Genomic DNA, 20,137 nt, shown 5'->3' on the forward strand with positions numbered 1-20,137 from the left:
CGCAGGCAGAGTGGCTTCGTCATGATCATCGTCCTGATTGCGCTGGCAATCATGAGCATGGCCGCTATCGGCCTCATGCGCACCGTCTCCAGCTCGGCGAGCATCGCCGGCAACCTGGCCTTCGAACAGGCGGCTGCCACCTCTGCCGACCAGGCGGTGGAGACGGCGGTGACCTGGCTGGAGAACAACAGCGGACAGACCAGCTCCAGCACCGCCAGCACCTGTTCGACAGGAACCTCCGTGCTGGCCTGCGACCAGGCGAGCCATGGCTACGCCGCCACGCGCACCGACCCCGGCAGCACGCAGTCCTGGTCGCAGCTGTGGACCCAATTGGCCAGTGCGGGTTACACCGCCATCCAGCTGAGCCAGGACAGCTCGGGCAATACCGCTGCCTACCTGATCCAGCGCATGTGCGCCAGCACAGGCGATGCGTCATCCACCAACGGTTGTGGCAGTTCACCCCTGACCGTGAACACCGGTGGAAGCAAGAAGTCCGGCAGCACCCAAACGTCCAGTACCCAGGTCTATTACCGCATCACCGTCAAGGTGAGCGGGCCGCGCAACACCGTCTCCTTCACGCAAGCCATGGTCGCCCTATGAATATGTTCCTTCCCGGCCGCAGGTCGATCGCCGGCCGCTGGCGTGCCTGCATGGGCGCCCTGGCGCTGATCCTCGGAGCACCCGCCTTCGGTGCTCTCACCGACCTGGCCACGGCCCCGCTGGAAACATCCTCGGCCACGCTGGTCAAGCCCAACATCATGTTCATCCTGGACAACTCCGGCAGCATGGCCTCCGCCTACCTGCCGGACTGGGCAGACGACTACAGCGCCAGCAGCTATCCGTACCTCTACCGCAACAGCCGCTTCAACGGCATCTACTACGACCCGTCGGTCACCTATTCGCCGCCTGTCAACTACGCCGGCACCAGCTACACCAGCATGACCTCTGCCAACACGTCGGCATGGGCCAAGGTGCCGACCGACGGCTTCGGCATCATCTCCACGGGCACGACCGACCTCACGGGAACAACCACCCCCGCCACGTACTACACCTTCATTCCGGGCGAGTACTGCTCCTCGGCCAACCTGCGCACTTGCAACAAGCAGAGTGCGGCCACCACCGCCTATGCCTACCCGGCCTACCTGCGCTGGTGCACCACGTCCGCACTGAGCACCTGCCAGGCCGCATACATCGACAGCACCTCCGCGCCGGCCACCTACAAGTACCCGCGGTATCCGGGCATAAGCTCCACCGCAACGATCGTCATCAGCGGATCGAGCAGCACGAGCATCAGCGGCATCACTGTCAACGGCGTGCAGATTATCTCGGCCACGACCACGGCCAGCACGTCGTCCACCACGGTGGCCACCAACATCGTCACGGCCATCAACAACTGCACCAGCAGCAAGACCGGCAACTGCGGCATTGCCGGCTACAGCGCCAGCCGCAGCGGCAGCACCGTGACCATCACCTCGCCCAAGGGCACCGATGCCTATGGCTATTCGCCCGTGGTCACGCAATCCGGCAGCATGACGGCCACCGTCACCGCCTTCAGCGGCGGCACGCCGGGCAGTTGGGTGCAGACCACCATCAGCAGCAGCACGTCGACCTATGCCTACCCCGGCACAAGCGCCCGCTCCACGACGCGCACCGACTGCACCACCAACAGCACCACCTGCACCTATGCGGAGGAGATGACCAACTTCGCCAACTGGTGGGCTTACTACCACACCCGCATGCAAACGATGAAGAGCGCCACGACGCTCGCCTTCAGCGGGCTGACCTCCAGCTACCGGCTGGGCTACATGACCATCAACAAAGTCAGCAGTTCGACGGATTTCCTGAACATCGCCGACAACACCACCACCAGCGGCGGGCAGAAGTCGCTGTGGTACGGCAAGCTCGTGGCCGCCCAGGCCAGCAGCACCACGCCGCTTCGCACTGCATTGTCGAATGCCGGGCGCTACTTCGCCGCCAAGGTTTCCTCCATCAATGGAGTCACAACCACCGATCCGATGCAGTACGCCTGCCAGCGCAACTACACGCTGCTGTCGACCGACGGTTACTGGAACGAGACCGCGACACCCTACAAGGCCGACGGCTCCACCGCAATCGGCGACCAGGACAGCAGCGAGTCCCGCCCCTATCTCGATGGCAACAAAGTGTCCAACACGCTGGCCGACGTGGCGGAGTACTACTACGTCACCGACCTGCGCTCATCCTCCCTGAGCAACACGACGAATTCGAGCGGCACGGATGTCTCCAGCAACAGCTATTCCAACAAGCGCCAGAACATGGTGACATCCACCATCGGCCTGGGTGCCTCGGGCTACATGCTGTTCGATGCGGACTATGCAAATGCCACGAGCGGCGACTACTACGACGTCGCCAACGGAACCACCACCAGCAGCACGACGCAGACTTCCGGAGTGTGCGGCTGGCAGAGCTCCGGCAGTTGCAACTGGCCCACGCCGGTCAGCGACACGCAAACCGCCATCGACGACCTGTGGCATGCCGCCGTCAACGGCCGGGGCAGCTACTACAGCGCGTCCAACGCGGCCGATATCAAGACCGGCCTGACCAACTTCCTCAATACCGTGGACGCCACGACCAGCAGTTCCGCAGCCGTTGCGCAAAGCGCGCCCGTGCTGACCTCCACCACGGCCGGCTACACCTTCTCGACCACCTATTGTTCCGGCAAGTGGTTTGGTGAATTGGCGCGCTACGCGGTCGATTCCAGCACCGGAGTCACCTCTACCACCGCCGACTGGGCCGAGTCGGGCGCGGGCTCCGACTGCTCGAGCACTTCGGGCAGCCTCACCACCACGGCACTGCTGGACAACGTCGGCTACGCCTCGCGCACCATCTTCACCTACGACCCCAGCACCGCGACGAAGCTCAGTTTTTCCTGGGATGCGCTCACGACAACGATGCAGGGCTACTTCAAGATCGCGTCGATCAGCTCGCTGTCCCAGCTGTGCAGTTCGGGCAGCGCCTGTCTGGCGACGGCATCCCAGGTGAACAGTTCCACCGCCGGCACCACCACCGGTGCGGGCGCAGTGAACCTGGTGAACTACCTGCGTGGCGACCGCAGCAACGAAGGCTCCACCAACACCAAGTACTACCGTTCGCGCACCCACGTCCTGGGCGACGTCGTCAACTCCACGCCGGTGTACATCAAGGCCCCTTCGCGCAGCTACAGCGACTCGGGTTATGCCACTTTCAAGTCAACCTACGCCTCGCGCCAGGGCATGGTCTATGTGGGTTCCAACGACGGCATGCTGCATGCCTTCAACGCCGACACGGGCGCCGAGACCTGGGCGTACATCCCCTCGGTTCTGCTGCCCAACCTGTACAAGCTGGCAGACAAGAACTATGCGTCCAACCACGTCTACTTCGTGGACGGCCAGATCACGCAGGCCGACGTCTACTACAACAGTGCCTGGCACACCATCATCGTGGGCGGCCTGGGCGATGGCGGCCGCGCGTACTTCGCACTGGACGTGACAGACCCGGCCTCCCCGACGGTGCTGTGGGAGTTCAGTTCGAGCAGCACGCTCACGCCCAATCTGTACGACGTGGACCTGGGCTACACCTATGGCGCCCCGGTGATCACCAAGCTGTCGGACGGGACCTGGGCGGTCATCCTCAGCTCCGGCTACAACAACGTCTCCGACGGCGACGGCGAAGGCCATCTGTGGGTGAGAAACGCCATGACCGGCGCGCTGATCAAGAAGATAGACAACGGCATGGGCACCACCTCCAGCGGTGGCACGGTAACCGGCTGTTCCGTCGCGCCTTGCCCCAGCGGCCTGGCGAAGATCAGCGGCTGGACCAACAGCTCCACAGACAACACGACCACACAGCTTTACGGCGGCGACCTGTTCGGCAATCTCTGGCGCTTCGACATCAGCGCCCTGGCTTCCAGCAGCGGCAGCGCCACGGTGCAGCTTCTGGCCACGCTGTCGGACAGCTCGGGCAACCGCCAGCCCATCACCACCGCGCCGGAACTGGGGCTGGTGAGCAGCCAGCACGTGGTCTTCGTCGGCACCGGCTCCTACCTGGGTGTGACCGACATCACGACGACACAGGTGCAGTCCATGTACGCCATCAAGGACTCGCTGAGCGGCAGCTCCACCACCAGCGCCATCTACAGCAACCCGCGCAGCAATGCGTGCAGCACGGGAACGGTGACCAACTGCTTCGTGAAGCTGACGCTCACCGACACCTCCGGGGTGCGCACGGCTGCCAGTTCAGTGAGCTACACCACCAATTTCAGCACCATGTACGGCTGGTTCGTGGACATGCCCGAGTCGGGCGAACGCGTCGACGAGGACCCGGTGCTTTCTTCCGGCACGCTGGTCTACGTCTCCAACACGCCCAGCACCTCGGGCGCCTGCAGCACCGGCGGCTCCAGCTACATCAACTACGTCAACTACGCCACCGGCCTGGCGGTGTCGGGCGCCAGCAATACGGGCGTTCTGCTGTCGAGCTCGGGCTTGTCGAGTTCGGCTGCGCTCGCGGTGACCAGCAGCGGCAAGACCGTCGCCACCACCAAGGACTCCACCGGTACCGTGACGACGACCACCATTCCGGTTTCCTCCTCGAGCAGCACACGCCGCATCTCGTGGCGGCGGCTGACCGATGGGCAGTGAGGAAGGGCACAAGGGCATTGCCAACCTGACCGTCGGCGTTGGAAGACAACACCGGCTGCACACAAGGCGCTCCCCTCAAGATGTCTCCCACATCGCCGCGCAGACTCGCCGGCATGTGCACTCCCGCAGCTTCGCGCCCATGGATCCGCCTGCGCTGGCGATTGCCGTGCGTGGGCCTGTTCGGGCACCCCGTCGAGGGCCACTGGCTGTGGGAGCCTGACACGCCGTCGGTGCGCGCCGCATTCCAGGCGGCCGTGGAGGCCGGCAACAAGGCACATGGCGCCGGGACGCACTGGATGGAGCAGGAAGAAGCCGAGGCGGCGCCGGACAGGACGGCCATCCGGCAGGCGCCAGGGGCGGATCACATGATCGGGTGATTGCAGCCGGACGGCACTCTTCGAGAATCGCGAGCGGGACGACGGCCTCCATCGCACTTCGAGGAGAACAGCGATGCCACCCTATGTTTGCAGCTGCGGTCTGAAATGCTGGGACCCGCACACTCCCCCGGTCTATTGCACCCAGCGCCCAAGGTGCGGCCCCTTTGTTGACGAAGGCACTCTGCCGGAGAACTTGGCGCCTGACTCTCCTCACCCGCCTCCCGATCTGCCACCGCCCCCAGGCGGCTCAGTGGCCGTTCAGTCTGCCTCCAACACCATCACGATAGTTCCCATCGCACACCAGCCCATGCCGGTCGGCCTGCTGTCGATGCCCGTGGAAATACTCCACCTGATCCTGACCAACATCGGGCCCGGGCTGGTGCCGGTACTCGGTGCGCTGCACCGAACGAGCAATCGGACGCACCACCTGACCCAGCTGGCCCTGGGGTCCGACATGCATCTGGCGACCGTACCGATCTTCACCAACATGCTCTTCAGATTCCAGACGCAGTGGCAGCCACATGCGGCAGAGATCACACAACAGCTCGCGGTCGGGTTGACGGGGAACCTGGAGACCCTCAAGGCGCTGGTGAAGAAGCTCACTTTGCTGCGCAAGGAATGCCTGTTCCTCATCACCCAGCTGGAAGGCCTCTTGTCGGGCATAGAAAACGTGTGCCGTCTGATCGACGGAGCCGACACCGTGCGCCGAGCCACCATCACGGCGAATCTCGTCGCGCTCAGGGACCGGGTGAGGGCCCTGAGAGACCAGATTGCAGCACAGGCGACAGCGTTGGGCCTGAGACTGCAGGCCGCGAAGAAGGCCGAGAGCCAGAAGCGATCCCTGATGCGCCTGTAGCGATCAGGCTCAACGCGCCGCGTTCCGATCCGAAATCATCTTCGGGCTGATGAAGATCAGCATCTCGGTCTTGTTGTTGACCCGGCTGCGGGTGCGGAACAGCGCGCCGACCATCGGCAGTTCGCCCAGCACCGGCACGCGCGATTCCGAGTTGGTGTCCGTCAGCTCGAAGACCCCGCCGATGACGACGGTGCCGCCGTTCTCCACCAGCACTTCGGTCTGGATGTGCTTGGTGTTGATGGCGTAGCCCGCGGTGGTCGATTGGCCCACGGTGTCCTTGTTGACGTCGAGCGCCAGGATGATGTTGCCCTCGGGCGTGATCTGCGGCGTTACCTCGAGCTTGAGGTTGGCCTTGCGGAACGCGATGGACGTGGCGCCGCTCGATGTCGCTACTTGGTAGGGCAGCTCGGTGCCCTGCTCGATCAGCGCCTTGGTCTGGTCGGCCGTCACCACGCGCGGGCTCGACACCACCTTGCCTTTGCCGTCCGCCTCCAGCGCGGAGATTTCGAGGTTGAGCATCTTCGTCAGGCTCGAATTGAACAGCGACAGCGCGAAGGTGCCGACCGCGTCGCCGGTCGTGCTGGTAGCCGGCAGGTTGACGAAGCTGGTGCTCGAGTAAGTGTTGGTGCTGGTGGTGGTGGTCACGCCGCCGGTCGTGGTCGAGCTGACGGAAGGCGTCACGCCCACCGACGAGTTCGAATTGACGGAGCCGCCGCCGAGCTTGACACCCAGCGACTTGCTGAAGGTATCGGTCGCCTCGACGAAGCGCGCCTCGATCAGCACCTGACGCACCGGCACGTCGAGCTTCTGCAGGAGGTCAGCCACCTGCGACAGCCGCGAGGGAATGTCGGTCACGAAGAGCTGGTTGGTGCGCACCTCGGCCAGCACGCTGCCGCGCGAACTCAGGATGCGGGTGGTCGAGCCTGAGCTGCCACCGCCGCCTCCACTGCTTCCGGTGCCCGTAAGGCCCTGCGCCACGGTAGCGGCCTTCGCATAGTTGAGCTGGAAGGACTGCGTGCGCAGCTGCTCCAGTCCCTGCAGCGTGGCCTGCGCCTCGTACTTGATCTTTTCCTTGGCATTGAGCTCGTCTTCCGGCGCAATGCGCAGCACGCTGCCGCTCTTGCGCATGCCGAGGTTCTTCGCCTCCAGGATGATCTCGAGCGCCTGGTCCCAGGGCACGTCCTTGAGGCGCAGCGTGAGCGTGCCGCTGACGGAGTCCGAAGTGACGATGTTGAAGTTGGTGAAGTCCGCAATCACCTGCAGCAGCGAGCGGATCTCGATGTTCTGGAAATTCAGCGACAGCTTCTCGCCGCTGTAGCCCGTGCCTTGCGCGAGCTTGTTGGGGTTTTCCTTGCGCGGACGCACTTCCACCACGAACTGGCTGTTGCTCTGGTAGGCGCTGTGCTCCCATTCGCCGCGCGGGTCGATCACCATGCGCACGCGGTCGCCGGACTGCTGCATGCTCACCGACTGAACCGGCGTGCCGAAGTCGGACACGTCGAGCCGGCGGTTCAGCCCCTCGGGCAGCGACGACTTGGTGAACTCGACCACGAGGCCCTTGCCCTGCTGGCGGATGTCCACGCCCACCTGGTCGTTGGGCAGCGACACGATCACGCGGCCGGCACCCTCGGTGCCCAGGCGGAAATCGACGTCGCGCAATGGCAGCACGTCGCGGTTGCGGTTCTCGGCAAACTCGAAGGGTGTGGAAGCCACCAGCGCGGGGCCCGCCGCGGGTTGCAGCACCACCAGCAGCGACTTGCCGCGCAGCTCGGTCGTATAGGCGGTCGCCTGCTTCAGGTTGAGCACGAGGCGCGAGCGCTCGCCCGCCTGCACTACGTTGACGGAGCGCAGGTTGCCCTGGCTGATGTCGATGGCTTCCCGGCCCAGGCGGCTGGTCATGCCAGGAAAGTCGAGCGCGATGCGCGCCGGCGACTGGATGGCGAAGCCGTTGGGCGCTGCGGCCAACGGTTCGGAAAAATCGACACGCAGCACTTCGCTGCCTGCCTGCACGGAGCCCGTGACTGATTCGATTCTGTTCTGTGCCTGTGCCTGCGCCGCTGCGAGCGACCCGAAGGCAACGAGCAAGAAGACGGACGCGCGCAACCAGCGCGCGAGCACGAATGACTGTTTTTTCATTTCACCTGCCTTGAAACTGCGGCTCCATCTCCTCGCTGCCCTGAGGTCCCTCCCGAGCGCAGCGATGCCCCGGCGCCGCGCAGTCCATGCTGCGCAGCGGGGGCGAGCAGCGCGGCCGCTTGCTGGCCGCGCTGCCCCCTTCACGTCCTCACGTCATCAGAACGCGTGGCGGATACCGAAGTCGTAGCCGGTGGAAGAGCGCGGCAGGCCCGTGTAGCTGGTGCCCGTGCTGCCGTAGCCCGTGGTGCTGGCCGACACCAGGCTGCCCGTGTAGTTCACGTCGTTGCGGTTGTTCACGCGCGCCACCGTCGCATACAGCGCCGTGCGCTTGGACAGGTTGTGCACGTAGCCAACTGCGAACTTGCGCGCCATCGGGTCTTCGCCCGTGATGCCGGCCGTGCCTTCGTTGTAGCGCACTTGCGAGTACGCCACGCGGATCAGGCCTGCGCCCACCGGCACGGTCGCGCCGATCAGGTAGCCGTTGTAGGTGTCGTGCGTGTCAGCCGCTGCCGCGTAGTCGAACTTGTTCTTCACGTTCGACAGCTCGCCGAACAGCTTCACAGGACCGAAGTCGTACGAAGCGCCCAGGTTGATGGTCTGCACCCTGCGCTCCAGCGCGGTGGTGTCCACGACGGTGCTCTGGCCCACGGCCAGTGCCACGTCCAGGGGACCGTTGGCGTAGCCGAAGCGGCCACCGACGTAGCGCCCAGCCGTGCTGCTGGAAGCTGCAGTGGTGCTGGTGGCGTCGGTGCTGGCGTTCTCGTGCAGGCTGTACTGCACCTGGCCGTAGAAGCCGCCCAGGTTCGGCGGCAGGAAGTAGCCGATCGAGTTGCTGGCACGCACGTAGTTGGCGTTGTTGATGGTGGTGTTGCCGCTGACGGTGCTGATGACGTTGGTGCCCGAGCCGTTGGTGCCGAACGGGTCGAACACGGTGTCGTTCCAGAAGGTGGCGGTGTAGTCGCGGCCCAGGCGCAGCTCGCCGAAGCCACCCGACAGGCTCACGGTGGAGCGGCGCGCGAAGGTGGAGATGCCGGTGGCGCCGTCGTCGTTGGTGATGGGCGCTTCGAGCCAGAAGCTCGCTGCCAGCCCGCCGCCGAGGTCTTCGGTGCCGCGGAAGCCGATGCGGCTGGAGTTGTAGGCCGAGTTGCCCAGGCTCGTCTTGCTTTGCTTGACCGACGCGCCGGTGGTCGTGTCGCGCGAGGTGCTCGACTGGTAGGTCAGGCCAGCGTCCACGACGCCGAACAACGTGACGGACGATTGGGCAGAAGCCAGGCCGCAGACGGCCAGGGCAGCGAATGCCGTGAGGGTTTTCTTCATTCAGGGTTCTCCAGTTTCAGGTCTGATGCGGCCGTTCGGTATCGACCGGCTGTACGCATGGTTTCGCCCAAATCAGGAGGAATTTGGTGGTTCCGTTTTCTGCGGCTTCGAGTGTTGTGCGCGTACATCACACACGCGCAGGCCTCATGCGGCAGGGCCATTGCAGCGTCCTTCAAATTTCTCCCAGATCGCCTGAAAAGATCCACGCATGACGAAGCTGGAGACTCACAGGTGAAGCGCTCACGAATCCTGATAGCGGCGATTTGCGGCGCCTTGGCCATCGCATGCGCCAGCACGAGCATCGCGATGGTTCACTCCACCTCCGTGCTTGCGGCGAGCATGTTCGTCGACCACAAGGTGCGCACGCAGGCGCCGGCAAACACGCAGCGGCAACACTGGTGGGCCAGCTTCGAGGACACGGCAATGAACCGGCTGATGGCCGCATCGGGCGGCGCCAACGAATCGGGCGTGGCCGCGACCTACATCGCGCTCAAGGTAAAGACGCTCGAGCTTCTCTATCTGGAGAACACGCGTTCCGCCGTCGTGCGGCAAACCATGCTCATCCAGGGCACCACGCAACCGTATGACGACTTTGCGAAGCAGCTCGCGGCGCGGCACGCCAGCGCGGAAACGACCATCGGCAAGCTGCAGGTGCAGCGCGCAAGCTACATCTCTTATCTGGCAAAGCAGTGCCACATGCAGGAAGTCGCATTGAACGAAATGCTCGCCGACGCATTGCAGGACAAGTCGCTGCCCCGCTTCGCAGCCGAGGTGCCGCGCGAGCTCCCGATGGCAGTGCTTGCCAACAGGAACGACGTCAACCTGGCCGCCGCACTCTACGGCGCCGACGCGAGCGCGATGCCCGACGGCGTGATCGAAGCGACGAACGAGGCGACGAACGAAGCACAACAGGACATCGACATGCCCGGCAATCCCTTCTACGTGCACGCGGTCGCGCAGGCACGAGAGCAGGTTTCAGAGGCACTGCGCCGCCTGCAGGCGCAGAGCGACATCGCGAACACCGCGTACGCGCGCGTCGCGAATGCAAGGGCCGAGTTCGAATCGTCGAAGCAGCGCCGCGACCGCGGCGAAATCTCCGAAGTGCAGCTGATGGAGGACTTCCAGGGCCTGCTGCTCGACCTGCACGTGCTGGCCGCAGCCAACGGCGAGCTGGCGCTTGCGTGGGTCGTCTTCATGGGAAGCATCGGAAACAGCCCGTCGATCGACTCGATCGCGGGCCCGCAATCCGCGCAGGCCGAACAAACGGATCAATTGCCGTTTCTGCACAAAGTCTCCCGAAAGTTGCGCAATCCTTGAAGTTCGAAGGAGCCTTACATGACCACTGCCTTGCATAAAGTCCCCACCCGCCCCGTGCTGAAGCTGGCCGGCCACGGACACCCGAAGCCCGACACTGCCGCACCCGTGCGCCGCGCGTGCCCGGCGGAGGGCGAGCAAGCGAACAACACCACGGCGACCACGCTGGCCATCCAGCAACTCGTCAGTGCGTTCCAGCCCGCATTCGATCGGATGCATGTGCTTCGGGATCTCGTCATCCCCATGTACGAAGGCAGCGCCGTGCCTACGGCCCGCTTCGACGTGGCACTGGTGTGCGAGGCCGGCGTGTACCTGTTCGAGGTGAAGGGCTGGCGCAACGCGGTGGTGTATCGCAAGACCGCCGCCCAGGCGCTGCCGCGCTGGTTCCTGCGCCAGAACGGGCATTCGCTGGCGCGCGAGGTGAAAGACCCGGCCTGGCAGTGCGGTCGCAAGACCACGCACCTGCGCAGCCTGCTGCCGCCCGACCTGCGGGTGCAGTACTTCGTGCTGCTGCCGTTCGAGGGCGTGGAACTGCAGGGCGTGATGCCGTCCGTCGTCATCACGCCGCAGGACCTGCCCTACATCGCGCGCGTGGCGCGCAACAACGGGCGCACCGAGCAGGGCTATCCGATGCTCGACGACAACGCCATCGACCGCACGCTGCGGCTGCTGACCGGCCTGCAGGGCAACCTGACGGTCGACGACCACATGAGGAACAGTCGCGAAAAGAGCGCGCAGGCCCCGGTCAGGCCGGCGCATCCGGGCGTCCTGAAGCTGCAATGACGCGATGAGCCGGATCCTGCTGGTGGAGGAAGGGCGCGACGCCGCGTCGGTGCTGCTGGACGAACTGCATCGCGCCGGGCACGAGGTCGACCACATCGACGACGGCGCGGTCGCGCTGCATCGCATCCTGACCTCGCCGCCCGCGCTCACCCTGCTCGACGTTCAGCTGCCGCACGTCAACGGCCTGCAGATCCTGGAGAAGATCCGCGCGCGCAGCGACCACCCGATCATCATGCTGACGGCGCTTGCGCACGAAGCCGACCGGCTGCGCGGCTTCGAGCTCGGCGCGGACGACTACGTGTGCAAGCCCTTTTCTCCGAGGGAAGTCGTGGTGCGCATCCACACGGTGCTGCGGCGCTATGCGCAGCGCCGCATCGTCGCGCGCCCTTCGGTGCCGATCACCTTTGGGGCCGTGCGTGGCTGCGCGATTCTCGACGGGCACTACCTGCCGCTGACGCGCCGCGAGTCGCTGCTGCTGCGCGCGCTTTCGCAGGAGCCCGGGCGGGTACTGACGCGCTCGAAGCTGCTCGAAGCCGCGTTCCCGGAGGCGCTCGACGTCAACGAACGCGTGGTCGACACCCACATCAAGAACCTCAGAAAGAAGCTCGCCACCGTCTCGACCGAGCACGACTGGATCCGCTCGGTCTATGGCGTCGGCTTTGCATGGGAATCGCAGGCCAGGCAAGACGCCTGACCCGACGCCGGCTTGCTTCCTGGAAATCCTCTCACATGAAATTACGCTGGCGCGGTTTTCCGCGGCCGCCGATGGTGTTGCTGTCGCTGCTCCTGCTGCGTGCACAGACGGCCCCGGCACAGGAAACATGGACCGAGGCGCCAATGACGCTGCGCCGCACGCCAGAGCTCGCGGAGACCATCGCGCCGACCGAACGCAGCACGCGCCCGAGCCTGGTCGACGGCGACAAGCTCAGCGGTCGGCCCGACCTCGAAGTGGTGGTCGAAGGCAATGCTTCGCTGCGGCGCGGCGACACGCGCATCACGGCTGACCGGCTCGAATACCAGCCGCCGGGCGACCTGGCCACGGCCACAGGCAACGTGCACCTGAACCAGGCCGGCAACGTGTACGAAGGCCCCGAGCTGCACCTGAAAGTCGAGAGCTTCGAGGGTTTCTTCAACCACGTGCGCTACACGCTGCTGGCCAACGGCGGACATGGCGAGGCCGACCGCATCGACTTCGTCGACCCGAAGGTGTCGATCGCGCGGCACGCCACCTACACCACCTGCCTGCGCGAGAACTATTCGAGCTGGGTGCCTGCGTGGATGCTCACGGCCGTGACGATGACCACCGACACCGACACCAACCTCGCGACAGCCACCGACGCGCAGATCAGCTTCCTCGGCGTGACCACGCCCTCGATACCGTCGGTGAGCTTTCCGCTCAGCAACGCACGCCAGAGCGGCCTGCTGCCGCCGGTGATCGGCTACGACACCACCAACGGCTTCGAGTACCTGCAGCCCTACTACTGGAACATCGCTCCCAACCGCGACCTCACGCTGTACCCCGAGATCATGACCAGCCGCGGCGTGAACCTGGGCACCGAGTTCCGCTACCTCGAGAAAACCTACAGCGGCCAGATCCGCGTTGACGAGATGCCCAGCGACAGCCTGCGCGGCATCAACCGATGGGGCCTGTGGGCTCAGCACAACCAGCAGTTGGACCCCAAGCCCTTCGGGCTCGATTCGCTAAGCACCTCGTTCAACATCAACCGCGTGAGCGACGACGACTACTGGCGCGACTTCTCGCACACACCCACGCTGACCTCGCGCACGCTCACCAACGAGTTCGACCTCAACTGGACCAAGGGCGACTGGAGCGGCCAGGCGCGCACCCTCGCCTACCAGACGCTGCAGTACGCGGCCTCGCCCATCACGCCTTCGTACAACCGCGTGCCGCAGATCACGGCAAACTACAACAAGTACGACTGGCACGGCTTCGACGTGTCGGGCACGCTGGACTACACACGCTTCGAGATCGATTCGGCCTACTCGCCCACGCTCAACGGCATCAAGCAGCCCAACGGCGAGCGCATGGTCGGCAACCTGCAGATCAGCCGGCCGTGGGTCACACCAGGCGGCTACGTAATTCCGAAGCTGCTGCTGCACACCGCCGCCTACCAGCTCGATTCGGCGCTGGCCAGCGGCGCGACCTCCATCACCAGCGTGGTGCCGACCGTGAGCCTCGACAGCGGCCTGGTGTTCGAGCGCGACACCAACCTCTTCGGGCGCGCATGGCGGCAGACGCTGGAGCCGCGCGCCTTCTACGTGCACACGCCCTATCGCGACCAGAGCCAGCTGCCCGTGTACGACACGGCCGCCAATGACATCAGCTTTGCCACGCTCTACACCGAGAACGCGTTCTCGGGCAACGACCGCGTTTCGGACACCAACACGCTGACCACGGGCGTGAGCACGCGCCTGATCGACCCGACCACCGGCGCCGAGTCGGCGCGCTTCGGCATCGCGCAGCGCTTTCGCTTCAGCGACCAGAACGTCACGCTGCCCAGCGGCACCGCCGTGACCGACCGCACGGGCGACTTCATCGTCGGCGGGCTGGTGCACTGGAATCCGAAGTGGAGCGTGGACGGCATCGCGCAATACAACATGGATACCGGCAAGAGCTCGCGCGACGCGCTCACCCTGCGCTACACGCCCGCGCCGTACCACACGCTCACCGCGGCCTTCCGCTACCAGGCGGACAGCAGCTCGACCGCGGACGACGGCACGAAGACGGTGGACTTCAACTGGCAGTGGCCGCTGAGCGAGCTGACGAGAGGCCTCTTCGGCAACAAGTCGCCCACAGACCCGGGGCGCTGGTATGCGGTGGGGCGGCTGAGCTACAGCCTGCACGACCACGCGATGTCCGACAGCCTGATCGGCGCGGAATACAACGCCTGCTGCTGGGTGGGCCGCGTCGTGCTCGAGCGTCTCGTGTCGGGCCGCACGACGCCCGACACGCGGCTGATGTTCCAGATCCAGTTCAACGGCTTCGGCAACATCGGCTCGAACCCGACGAGCACGCTGCTGCAGAACATTCAGGGTTATCAGCCGTTGAATGCCCCTACGCAGGAGCCGAGCCGGTTCACGAACTACGACTGAGGGGCTTCAGGTCGGTTCAGGGCAGCAGTTCGAACTTCAGGTCGGCCAGCGGCGTGACCTTCTCTTCGCGCACCATCTTGTATTCGGTGTTCGGGCCCAGCCACTTGGCCCAGAGACGGTCGAGCTCACCCGACTTCTCCAGCGCGTAGAGGGCAGCGTTCACCTTGGACAGCAGCACGGGCTCGTCCTTCTTCATGCCGATGCCGATGGGCTGGAGCACCATCGGGTCCTTGATCATCTTCAGCGCGACGCCTTCGGTCTTCGACTGGTTGACCAGCTTGGTGATGGTCATGGTGTTGGCGACCATGCCGACCGACTTGTTCTGCTGCACCGCCATGAAGGCCGAGCCCGTGTCCTGGAACGTGACCGGCTCCGAGCCGTTCATCTTGATCGACATCTCGGAGGTGGAGCCCTTGGTCGAGCTCAGGCGCTTGCCCTTGAAGTCTGCCTTGGCCGTGCCGGGGTCGGAGGCTTTGACGGCCAGCATTTCCTTGGCCACGTAGTACGGATCGCTGAACTGGATCTGCTCGCCGCGGCTCTTGGTGTAGGCCAGGTTGGCGATGGTCACGTCGACGCGGCCGAGCTTCACTTCGGGCACGCGCGCTTCCACCGACAGCGGCGTGACCTTGGCGGTGAGGCCGAGCTCCTTGGCGAGCGCATTGCACAGGTCGACGTCGTGGCCCACCATCTCGCGCGTCTTCGGGTCGGGTGCCGCAAAGGGAGGCACGTCGGCGAAGGTGCCGCACTTGAGCTCCTTGCGCTGGCTGATGTCGCTCCACTGGTCGGCGTGCGCGAGCAGCGAGGCCGCGCTGAGACAGGTGCCAAGAATGGCGAGGCGGAAGACGGTCTTGTTCGACATGGTGAGCTCCTGGGAGATTGCGAAAAAGTGAACGACGGGGACTGGACTCAATGCGCACGCAGGTCCGACAGGAAGCGCTGCGCGCGCGGATGCTGCGGACTACCGAAGAAGGTCTCGGGGTCGGCCTTCTCCAGGATGCGGCCCGCGTCCATGAACCAGACGCGGTCGGCCACCTCGCGGGCGAAGTTCATTTCGTGGGTGACGCACATCATGGTCATGCCGTCGTTGGCAAGCCCGCGCATCACCGACAGCACCTCGCCCACCATCTCGGGGTCGAGCGCGCTGGTGGGCTCGTCGAACAGCATGGCCGGCGGCTCCATCGCCAGCGCGCGGGCAATCGCCACGCGCTGCTGCTGGCCGCCCGAGAGCTGCGCCGGGTACGCACCCGCCTTGTTCGACAGCCCGACGCGTTCGAGCAGCTGCCCGGCCTTGGCCTTCGCGTCGGCACGCTTCACGCCGAGCACGCGCATCGGCGACAGCATGATGTTCTCCAGCACCGAGAGATGCGGAAACAGGTTGAAGCTCTGGAACACGAAGCCGATGCGGCTGCGCAGCTTGTTCAGCGCCGCGCTGCCCATGGGCGCATGGATGTCGTGGCCGTCGAAAAGCAGCTGCCCCGACTTCACTTCTTCCAGCCGGTTCACAGTGCGGATCAGCGTGGACTTGCCGGAGCCCGAGGGCCCGCAGACCACGACGACCTCGCCCTTCTTCACCTCGGCATTGATGTCGGCCAGCGCCTGGTAGTCGCCGTACCACTTGTTGATGTTCGAGAACAGGATCATGGTGTCGTCCTTGGCGGCAGCGGGCCGCCCTGCGGGGTGTGGAGCGGGCGTTGTCATGGCTGGGTCACCACAGGGGTTGGAAGCGGCACGCCGTCTTCGGCGGCCTTCACCGGCGCGGCGCCGAGCCGCTTGTGCGCGATGCGCCGCTCCAGCCATTGCGCCAGTTGCGTCAGGCTGAAGCAGACCACGTAGTACGTCATCGCCAGGATGAAGAACACCTGGAACGGCTTGGTCAGCAGCTGGTTGTTGATCTGGTTGGCCGCGAAGGTGAGTTCCTGCACGTTGATCACGTAGCCCAGCGTGGTCTCCTTGATGGTGGAGATGAACTGGCTCAGCATGCTCGGCAGCATGTTGTAGAGCGCCTGCGGCAGGATCACGAACCACATGGTGCCCAGGTGGCTGTGGCCGAGTGCACGCGCCGCCTCGCTCTGGCCCTTGGGCAGCGACTGGATGCCGGCGCGCACCACCTCCGAGAGGTAGGCTCCTTCGTAGATCACCAGCGTGCACAGCATGGTGGTGAAGCCCGACACCTCGCGCCCGATGAGGATGGGCACCAGAAAGTAGACCCACAAAATCACCATGAGCAGCGGCACGCCGCGCACCACGTACACCAGCACGGTGGCGGGCCAGCGCAGCAGGCGCCATGGCGAGAGCCGTGCCAGCGCAAGCAGCACCGACAGCGGAAAGGCCAGCACGATGCCGAGCACCGACAGGATCAGGGTGGCGACGATGCCGCCGAGCGGTCCGGTGGGGTACTGGCCGACCAGCAGCAGCAGCCAGTTGTCGCGAAGAATTTCGTAGACGCTGAACATCGTGGCTCCTGCTTAACGTGCACCGACGATGCGATAGCGCCGCGACAGCCAGCCGCCCACCGCCATGATGAGCAGCGAGCACACCAGGTACAGCACGGTGGCCACGCTGTAGGCCTCGAAGGTGCGAAAGCTCTGGCTCTCGATTTCCTTCACCGCGTGCGTCAGCTCGGCCACGCCGATGGCCATGGCCAGGCTGCTGTTCTTGAAGAGCGACACGCTGTGGTTCACCAGCGCCGGCACCGCGTTGCGGATGGCCTGCGGCAGCATCACGTGGCGCATCGAGCCGATGTAGCCGTGACCGAGCGCGCGCGCGGCCTCGGCCTGCCCCGACGGAATGGCGCGCAGGCCCGAGCGCATGTCTTCGCTGAAGTAGGCGGCCTGGCACAGGCCGAGCGCGACAATCGACAGCAACCTCTCTGCGTTGTGCACCGACAGCCAGCCCTGCAGCGCATCGGGCAGCAGGCTGAAGATGCCGAAGTACCAGAACATGAGCTGCACCAGCGTGGGCACGTTCCGGTGGTAGGAGACATAGCCGGCCACGATGCGCTCGGCAATGCGGTTCGGCGTGAGCCGCACCACCAGCAGCACGACGGCCATGGTCATCGCCAGCAGCCAGGAGCCGGCCGCGATCTTCAGCGTCTCCAGCAGGCCATGCAGCAGCATGTCGCCGAACTCCGGCTTCAGCAGGATCGCCAGCAGGTCGAAGTCCTTCATGCGCTGTTCCTTTGCGTGGCGTGCATGGGCCGGGGGCTCAGTCGCGCGGCGTTTCCGGCCGCGTGGTCGAGAGGCCGCCGGGCACCTGCAGCGTGGGCGTGATTTCCATGTGGCCCACGTTCACCGCGATGGGCGCGGCAATGGCGAAGGCGATGGCGTTGGCGATGTCTTCGGCCTGCGGCAGTTCATAGCCTTCGACGAAGCGCTTGTAGGTGTCTTCGGAGTCGCCGTGCACGTGCGCGAAGATGTCGGTGGCCACGCGGCCCGGGCAGATTTCGGTGACGCGCACGCGCTTGCCGAAGCAGTCGATGCGCAGCTGGCGCGACAGCATGCTCACGGCCGCCTTGGTCGCGTGGTAGGTGCTGTTGCCGCCGAAGTTGTAGGCCGCCGCAATGGAGCTGATGTTGACCACGTGCCCACGATCACGTGCGGCCATGCCAGGCACCACGAGCCGGCACAGGTGCAGCACGGCGCGCAGGTTGACGTCCACCAGCAGGTCGATGCCTTCGGCGTCGGCCTTGAGGATGGAGCCGGGGCGGTCCACGCCGGCGTTGTTGACCAGCACGTCGAACTCGACTTCCTTCGCGAGGCGCGTGACGGCGGCGAGGTCGCTCACGTCGATGGCGTGCGGAATGCAGCCGGTGCGCGCGGCCAGGTCGGCCAGCTTGTCGGCGCTGCGCGCAAGCGCGTGGACCTTGAGGCCTTCCTTGCTCAGGCGTTCGACGACGGCGGCGCCGATGCCTGAAGAGGCTCCGGTCACCAGCGCGGTCTTGTAGTCGGAAAACGGCATATCGGGTTCTTTCGTTAAGGGGCAGATGACTGCCTGGATTTCACTGTAGCCAGCGCCTGCGGGCGGCGCCAAGACGGATTGACTGTGGAGCGATAAGCCCCCCTTATGTCGCCCGGCATCTGTGCATATGAGTAAGGGTAAGCACCATGTTCGTGCCCCGATGCATCAGGTCGATTGTTTTGAGATGGGCACCACGCGCCCCGCCTGCTCGACCACGCCACGCACGGCGCGAGCCAGGTCGACGGCGCCGGGCGTGTCGCCGTGCAGGAGGATCGAATGCACGCGCATCGGGATCTTCTTGCCGGTGCTGCTGGTGACGGTGCCCTCTTCGAGAAGCTGGCGCACGCGCGCCAGCACCGCGTCGCGCTCGTGGATGACCGCGCCGGGCAGCTTGCGCGGCACGAGCAGGCCGTCGTCGCCACAGGCGCGATCGGCCAGGAAGGTGGTGCGCACGCGCAGGCCGCAGCGCTCGGCCGCACCTTCGATGGCGCGGCTGGCGGAGGTGCTGACGGTGAGCGAGGGATCGAAATCGGCCACGGCGCGCACCAGCGGCTCGGCCAGCGCGGCGTCGGCCGCGGCCATGTTGCCGAGCGCTCCGTGGAAGCTCATGTGCGTCATGCGGTGGCCGGCGGTGCGGGCCATGCCCTCCAGCGCGCTCAGCTGGTAGAGCACGTATGCCACCAGTTCCTTCGTCTCTATCTGCATCGGCCGGCGCCCGAACCCCATGAGGTCGGGAAAGCCCACGTGCGCGCCGACGTCGACGCCGCGCTGGCGCGCCATGCGCACGGTGCGGTCCATGATGACCGGGTCGCCCGCGTGGAAACCGCAGGCCACGTTGGCAGAGGAGACGATGTCGAGCAGGGCTTCGTCCTCGCCCATGCGCCAGGGGCCGAAGCCTTCGCCGAGGTCTGCATTCAGATCGATGTCCATCGTGAATCCTTGTCTCGTTCGTCAGAGGGGTTGCAGGTCGAACAGCGGTGTGCCGTAGCCGACTGCGAGGCCGTCGGCTGCGTGGATGCTGTCGACGATGCCGGCTTGCGGGGTTGTCACGGGTAGCAGCAGCGGGCCGATCTTCAGCAGGCCGATGGTCTGGCCGGCTTCAACGCGCTGGCCGATGCGGACCAGCGGTACAGCAGCCAGCGGGTGGCTTTGCAGGAATACGCCGAGCGAAGGAGCGTGGATCTTCAGGAGTTCGGGCTCGGCCTCTTCATCCAGCAGTTCGATGATTTCATCGCCCTGCCTTCCGAGGCGCAAGGTGCCTTCTGGCGTGCGCAGTTCGAGCAAGCCTATGTCGGTGCCTCTCAGCCAGTCGGCGAGTTGCGGAGTGCGCAGTGCTGTGTCCTGCATTTTTCAGGCCTTCGCTTTTTGGTGCTCTTGTTCGGGGTGATGCACAGGCCGCCGGGTACTCCCCTCCGCGAATGTCCCCCGGGCTTCGCCCTCCTCCTTTATTTCGCTGCGGGGAGCACCCGACGCCCTGTGCACGAGGCACGCTGCTGGCGTTCGGCGGATCAACCTGCGCTCAGTCCAACGATCACGTCGATGGGGTGCCTTGCGCAGCGAAATAAAGGAGGAGGCCGCAGGCCGGGGGACATTCGCGGAGCAAGGTACCCCGTCGGCGTGATCGCGCC

General features: G+C 65.4%; 17 protein-coding genes. 8 read left to right on the plus strand and 9 right to left on the minus strand.

The genetic code is table 11. From position 1 onward, the window contains the following. Nucleotides 1-21 precede the first annotated feature (21 nt). From BLW48_RS30205 to BLW48_RS30220, 4 genes are all read left to right on the plus strand, one after another. A complete protein-coding gene (locus BLW48_RS30205) occupies nucleotides 22-600 on the plus strand; it encodes a pilus assembly PilX family protein (RefSeq protein WP_177142463.1) in 579 nt (192 codons plus the stop codon). Next, entirely contained in the window at nucleotides 597-4,655 is a 4,059-nt protein-coding gene (locus BLW48_RS30210; protein WP_143047824.1) for a pilus assembly protein, read from the plus strand. Before BLW48_RS30205 ends, BLW48_RS30210 begins: the two co-directional genes overlap by 4 nt. 113 nt (nucleotides 4,656-4,768) lie before the next feature. After that, a complete protein-coding gene (locus BLW48_RS30215) occupies nucleotides 4,769-5,032 on the plus strand; it encodes a hypothetical protein (RefSeq protein ID WP_143042626.1) in 264 nt (87 codons plus the stop codon). A 307-nt stretch (nucleotides 5,033-5,339) separates the two neighbouring features. After that, nucleotides 5,340-5,888, plus strand: a complete 549-nt coding sequence (locus tag BLW48_RS30220) for a hypothetical protein (protein WP_143047825.1) — start codon at nucleotides 5,340-5,342, stop codon at nucleotides 5,886-5,888. 9 nt (nucleotides 5,889-5,897) lie between these two features. On the opposite strand, the gene pilQ is transcribed toward BLW48_RS30220, so the two are convergent. Both pilQ and BLW48_RS30230 read right to left on the minus strand, forming a co-directional pair. Then, nucleotides 5,898-8,024 (minus strand): type IV pilus secretin PilQ, encoded by a 2,127-nt coding sequence (gene pilQ, locus BLW48_RS30225; protein WP_093057369.1) that lies wholly within the window; start codon nucleotides 8,022-8,024, stop codon nucleotides 5,898-5,900. A 156-nt stretch (nucleotides 8,025-8,180) separates the two neighbouring features. Further along, complete coding sequence (locus tag BLW48_RS30230; RefSeq protein WP_093057368.1) at nucleotides 8,181-9,341, minus strand: porin; 1,161 nt, start codon at nucleotides 9,339-9,341, stop codon at nucleotides 8,181-8,183. Nucleotides 9,342-9,647: 306 nt separating this feature from the next. On the opposite strand from BLW48_RS30230, the gene BLW48_RS30235 reads away from it, so the two are divergent. The 4 genes from BLW48_RS30235 to BLW48_RS30250 are packed head-to-tail and all read left to right on the plus strand — an operon-like array spanning nucleotide 9,648 to nucleotide 14,552. After that, nucleotides 9,648-10,658: a hypothetical protein gene (locus BLW48_RS30235; protein ID WP_143047826.1), complete on the plus strand. Its 1,011-nt coding sequence runs from the start codon at nucleotides 9,648-9,650 to the stop codon at nucleotides 10,656-10,658. Between the two features lie 18 nt (nucleotides 10,659-10,676). After that, complete coding sequence (locus BLW48_RS30240) at nucleotides 10,677-11,438, plus strand: nuclease-related domain-containing protein (protein ID WP_093077565.1); 762 nt, start codon at nucleotides 10,677-10,679, stop codon at nucleotides 11,436-11,438. Nucleotides 11,439-11,442: 4 nt separating this feature from the next. Continuing rightward, nucleotides 11,443-12,132, plus strand: a complete 690-nt coding sequence (locus BLW48_RS30245; RefSeq protein WP_093057365.1) for a response regulator — start codon at nucleotides 11,443-11,445, stop codon at nucleotides 12,130-12,132. A gap of 35 nt (nucleotides 12,133-12,167) precedes the next feature. Continuing rightward, nucleotides 12,168-14,552, plus strand: coding sequence for an LPS-assembly protein LptD (locus BLW48_RS30250; protein ID WP_093179261.1), 2,385 nt, complete (start codon nucleotides 12,168-12,170; stop codon nucleotides 14,550-14,552). Nucleotides 14,553-14,568: 16 nt separating this feature from the next. On the opposite strand, the gene BLW48_RS30255 is transcribed toward BLW48_RS30250, so the two are convergent. From BLW48_RS30255 to BLW48_RS30285, 7 genes are all read right to left on the minus strand, one after another. Further along, entirely contained in the window at nucleotides 14,569-15,411 is an 843-nt protein-coding gene (locus BLW48_RS30255; RefSeq protein ID WP_093057363.1) for an ABC transporter substrate-binding protein, read from the minus strand. A 47-nt stretch (nucleotides 15,412-15,458) separates the two neighbouring features. Continuing rightward, entirely contained in the window at nucleotides 15,459-16,193 is a 735-nt protein-coding gene (locus BLW48_RS30260) for an amino acid ABC transporter ATP-binding protein (protein WP_093077570.1), read from the minus strand. Nucleotides 16,194-16,246: 53 nt separating this feature from the next. After that, nucleotides 16,247-17,005: an amino acid ABC transporter permease gene (locus tag BLW48_RS30265; RefSeq protein WP_093057362.1), complete on the minus strand. Its 759-nt coding sequence runs from the start codon at nucleotides 17,003-17,005 to the stop codon at nucleotides 16,247-16,249. 12 nt (nucleotides 17,006-17,017) lie between these two features. Further along, nucleotides 17,018-17,719 carry an amino acid ABC transporter permease gene (locus BLW48_RS30270; RefSeq protein ID WP_093057361.1) on the minus strand — a complete coding sequence of 234 codons (702 nt, stop codon included), beginning with the start codon at nucleotides 17,717-17,719 and terminating at the stop codon, nucleotides 17,018-17,020. Nucleotides 17,720-17,756: 37 nt separating this feature from the next. Continuing rightward, nucleotides 17,757-18,509 carry an SDR family oxidoreductase gene (locus BLW48_RS30275; protein WP_093057360.1) on the minus strand — a complete coding sequence of 251 codons (753 nt, stop codon included), beginning with the start codon at nucleotides 18,507-18,509 and terminating at the stop codon, nucleotides 17,757-17,759. 165 nt (nucleotides 18,510-18,674) lie between these two features. Next, nucleotides 18,675-19,439, minus strand: a complete 765-nt coding sequence (locus BLW48_RS30280; RefSeq protein WP_093077571.1) for a LamB/YcsF family protein — start codon at nucleotides 19,437-19,439, stop codon at nucleotides 18,675-18,677. Nucleotides 19,440-19,460: 21 nt separating this feature from the next. Continuing rightward, a complete protein-coding gene (locus BLW48_RS30285; RefSeq protein WP_093179263.1) occupies nucleotides 19,461-19,856 on the minus strand; it encodes an acetyl-CoA carboxylase biotin carboxyl carrier protein in 396 nt (131 codons plus the stop codon). Nucleotides 19,857-20,137 lie beyond the last annotated feature (281 nt).

The sequence above is a fragment of the Variovorax sp. YR266 genome, from assembly GCF_900107295.1.
GTDB lineage: Bacteria > Pseudomonadota > Gammaproteobacteria > Burkholderiales > Burkholderiaceae_C > Variovorax.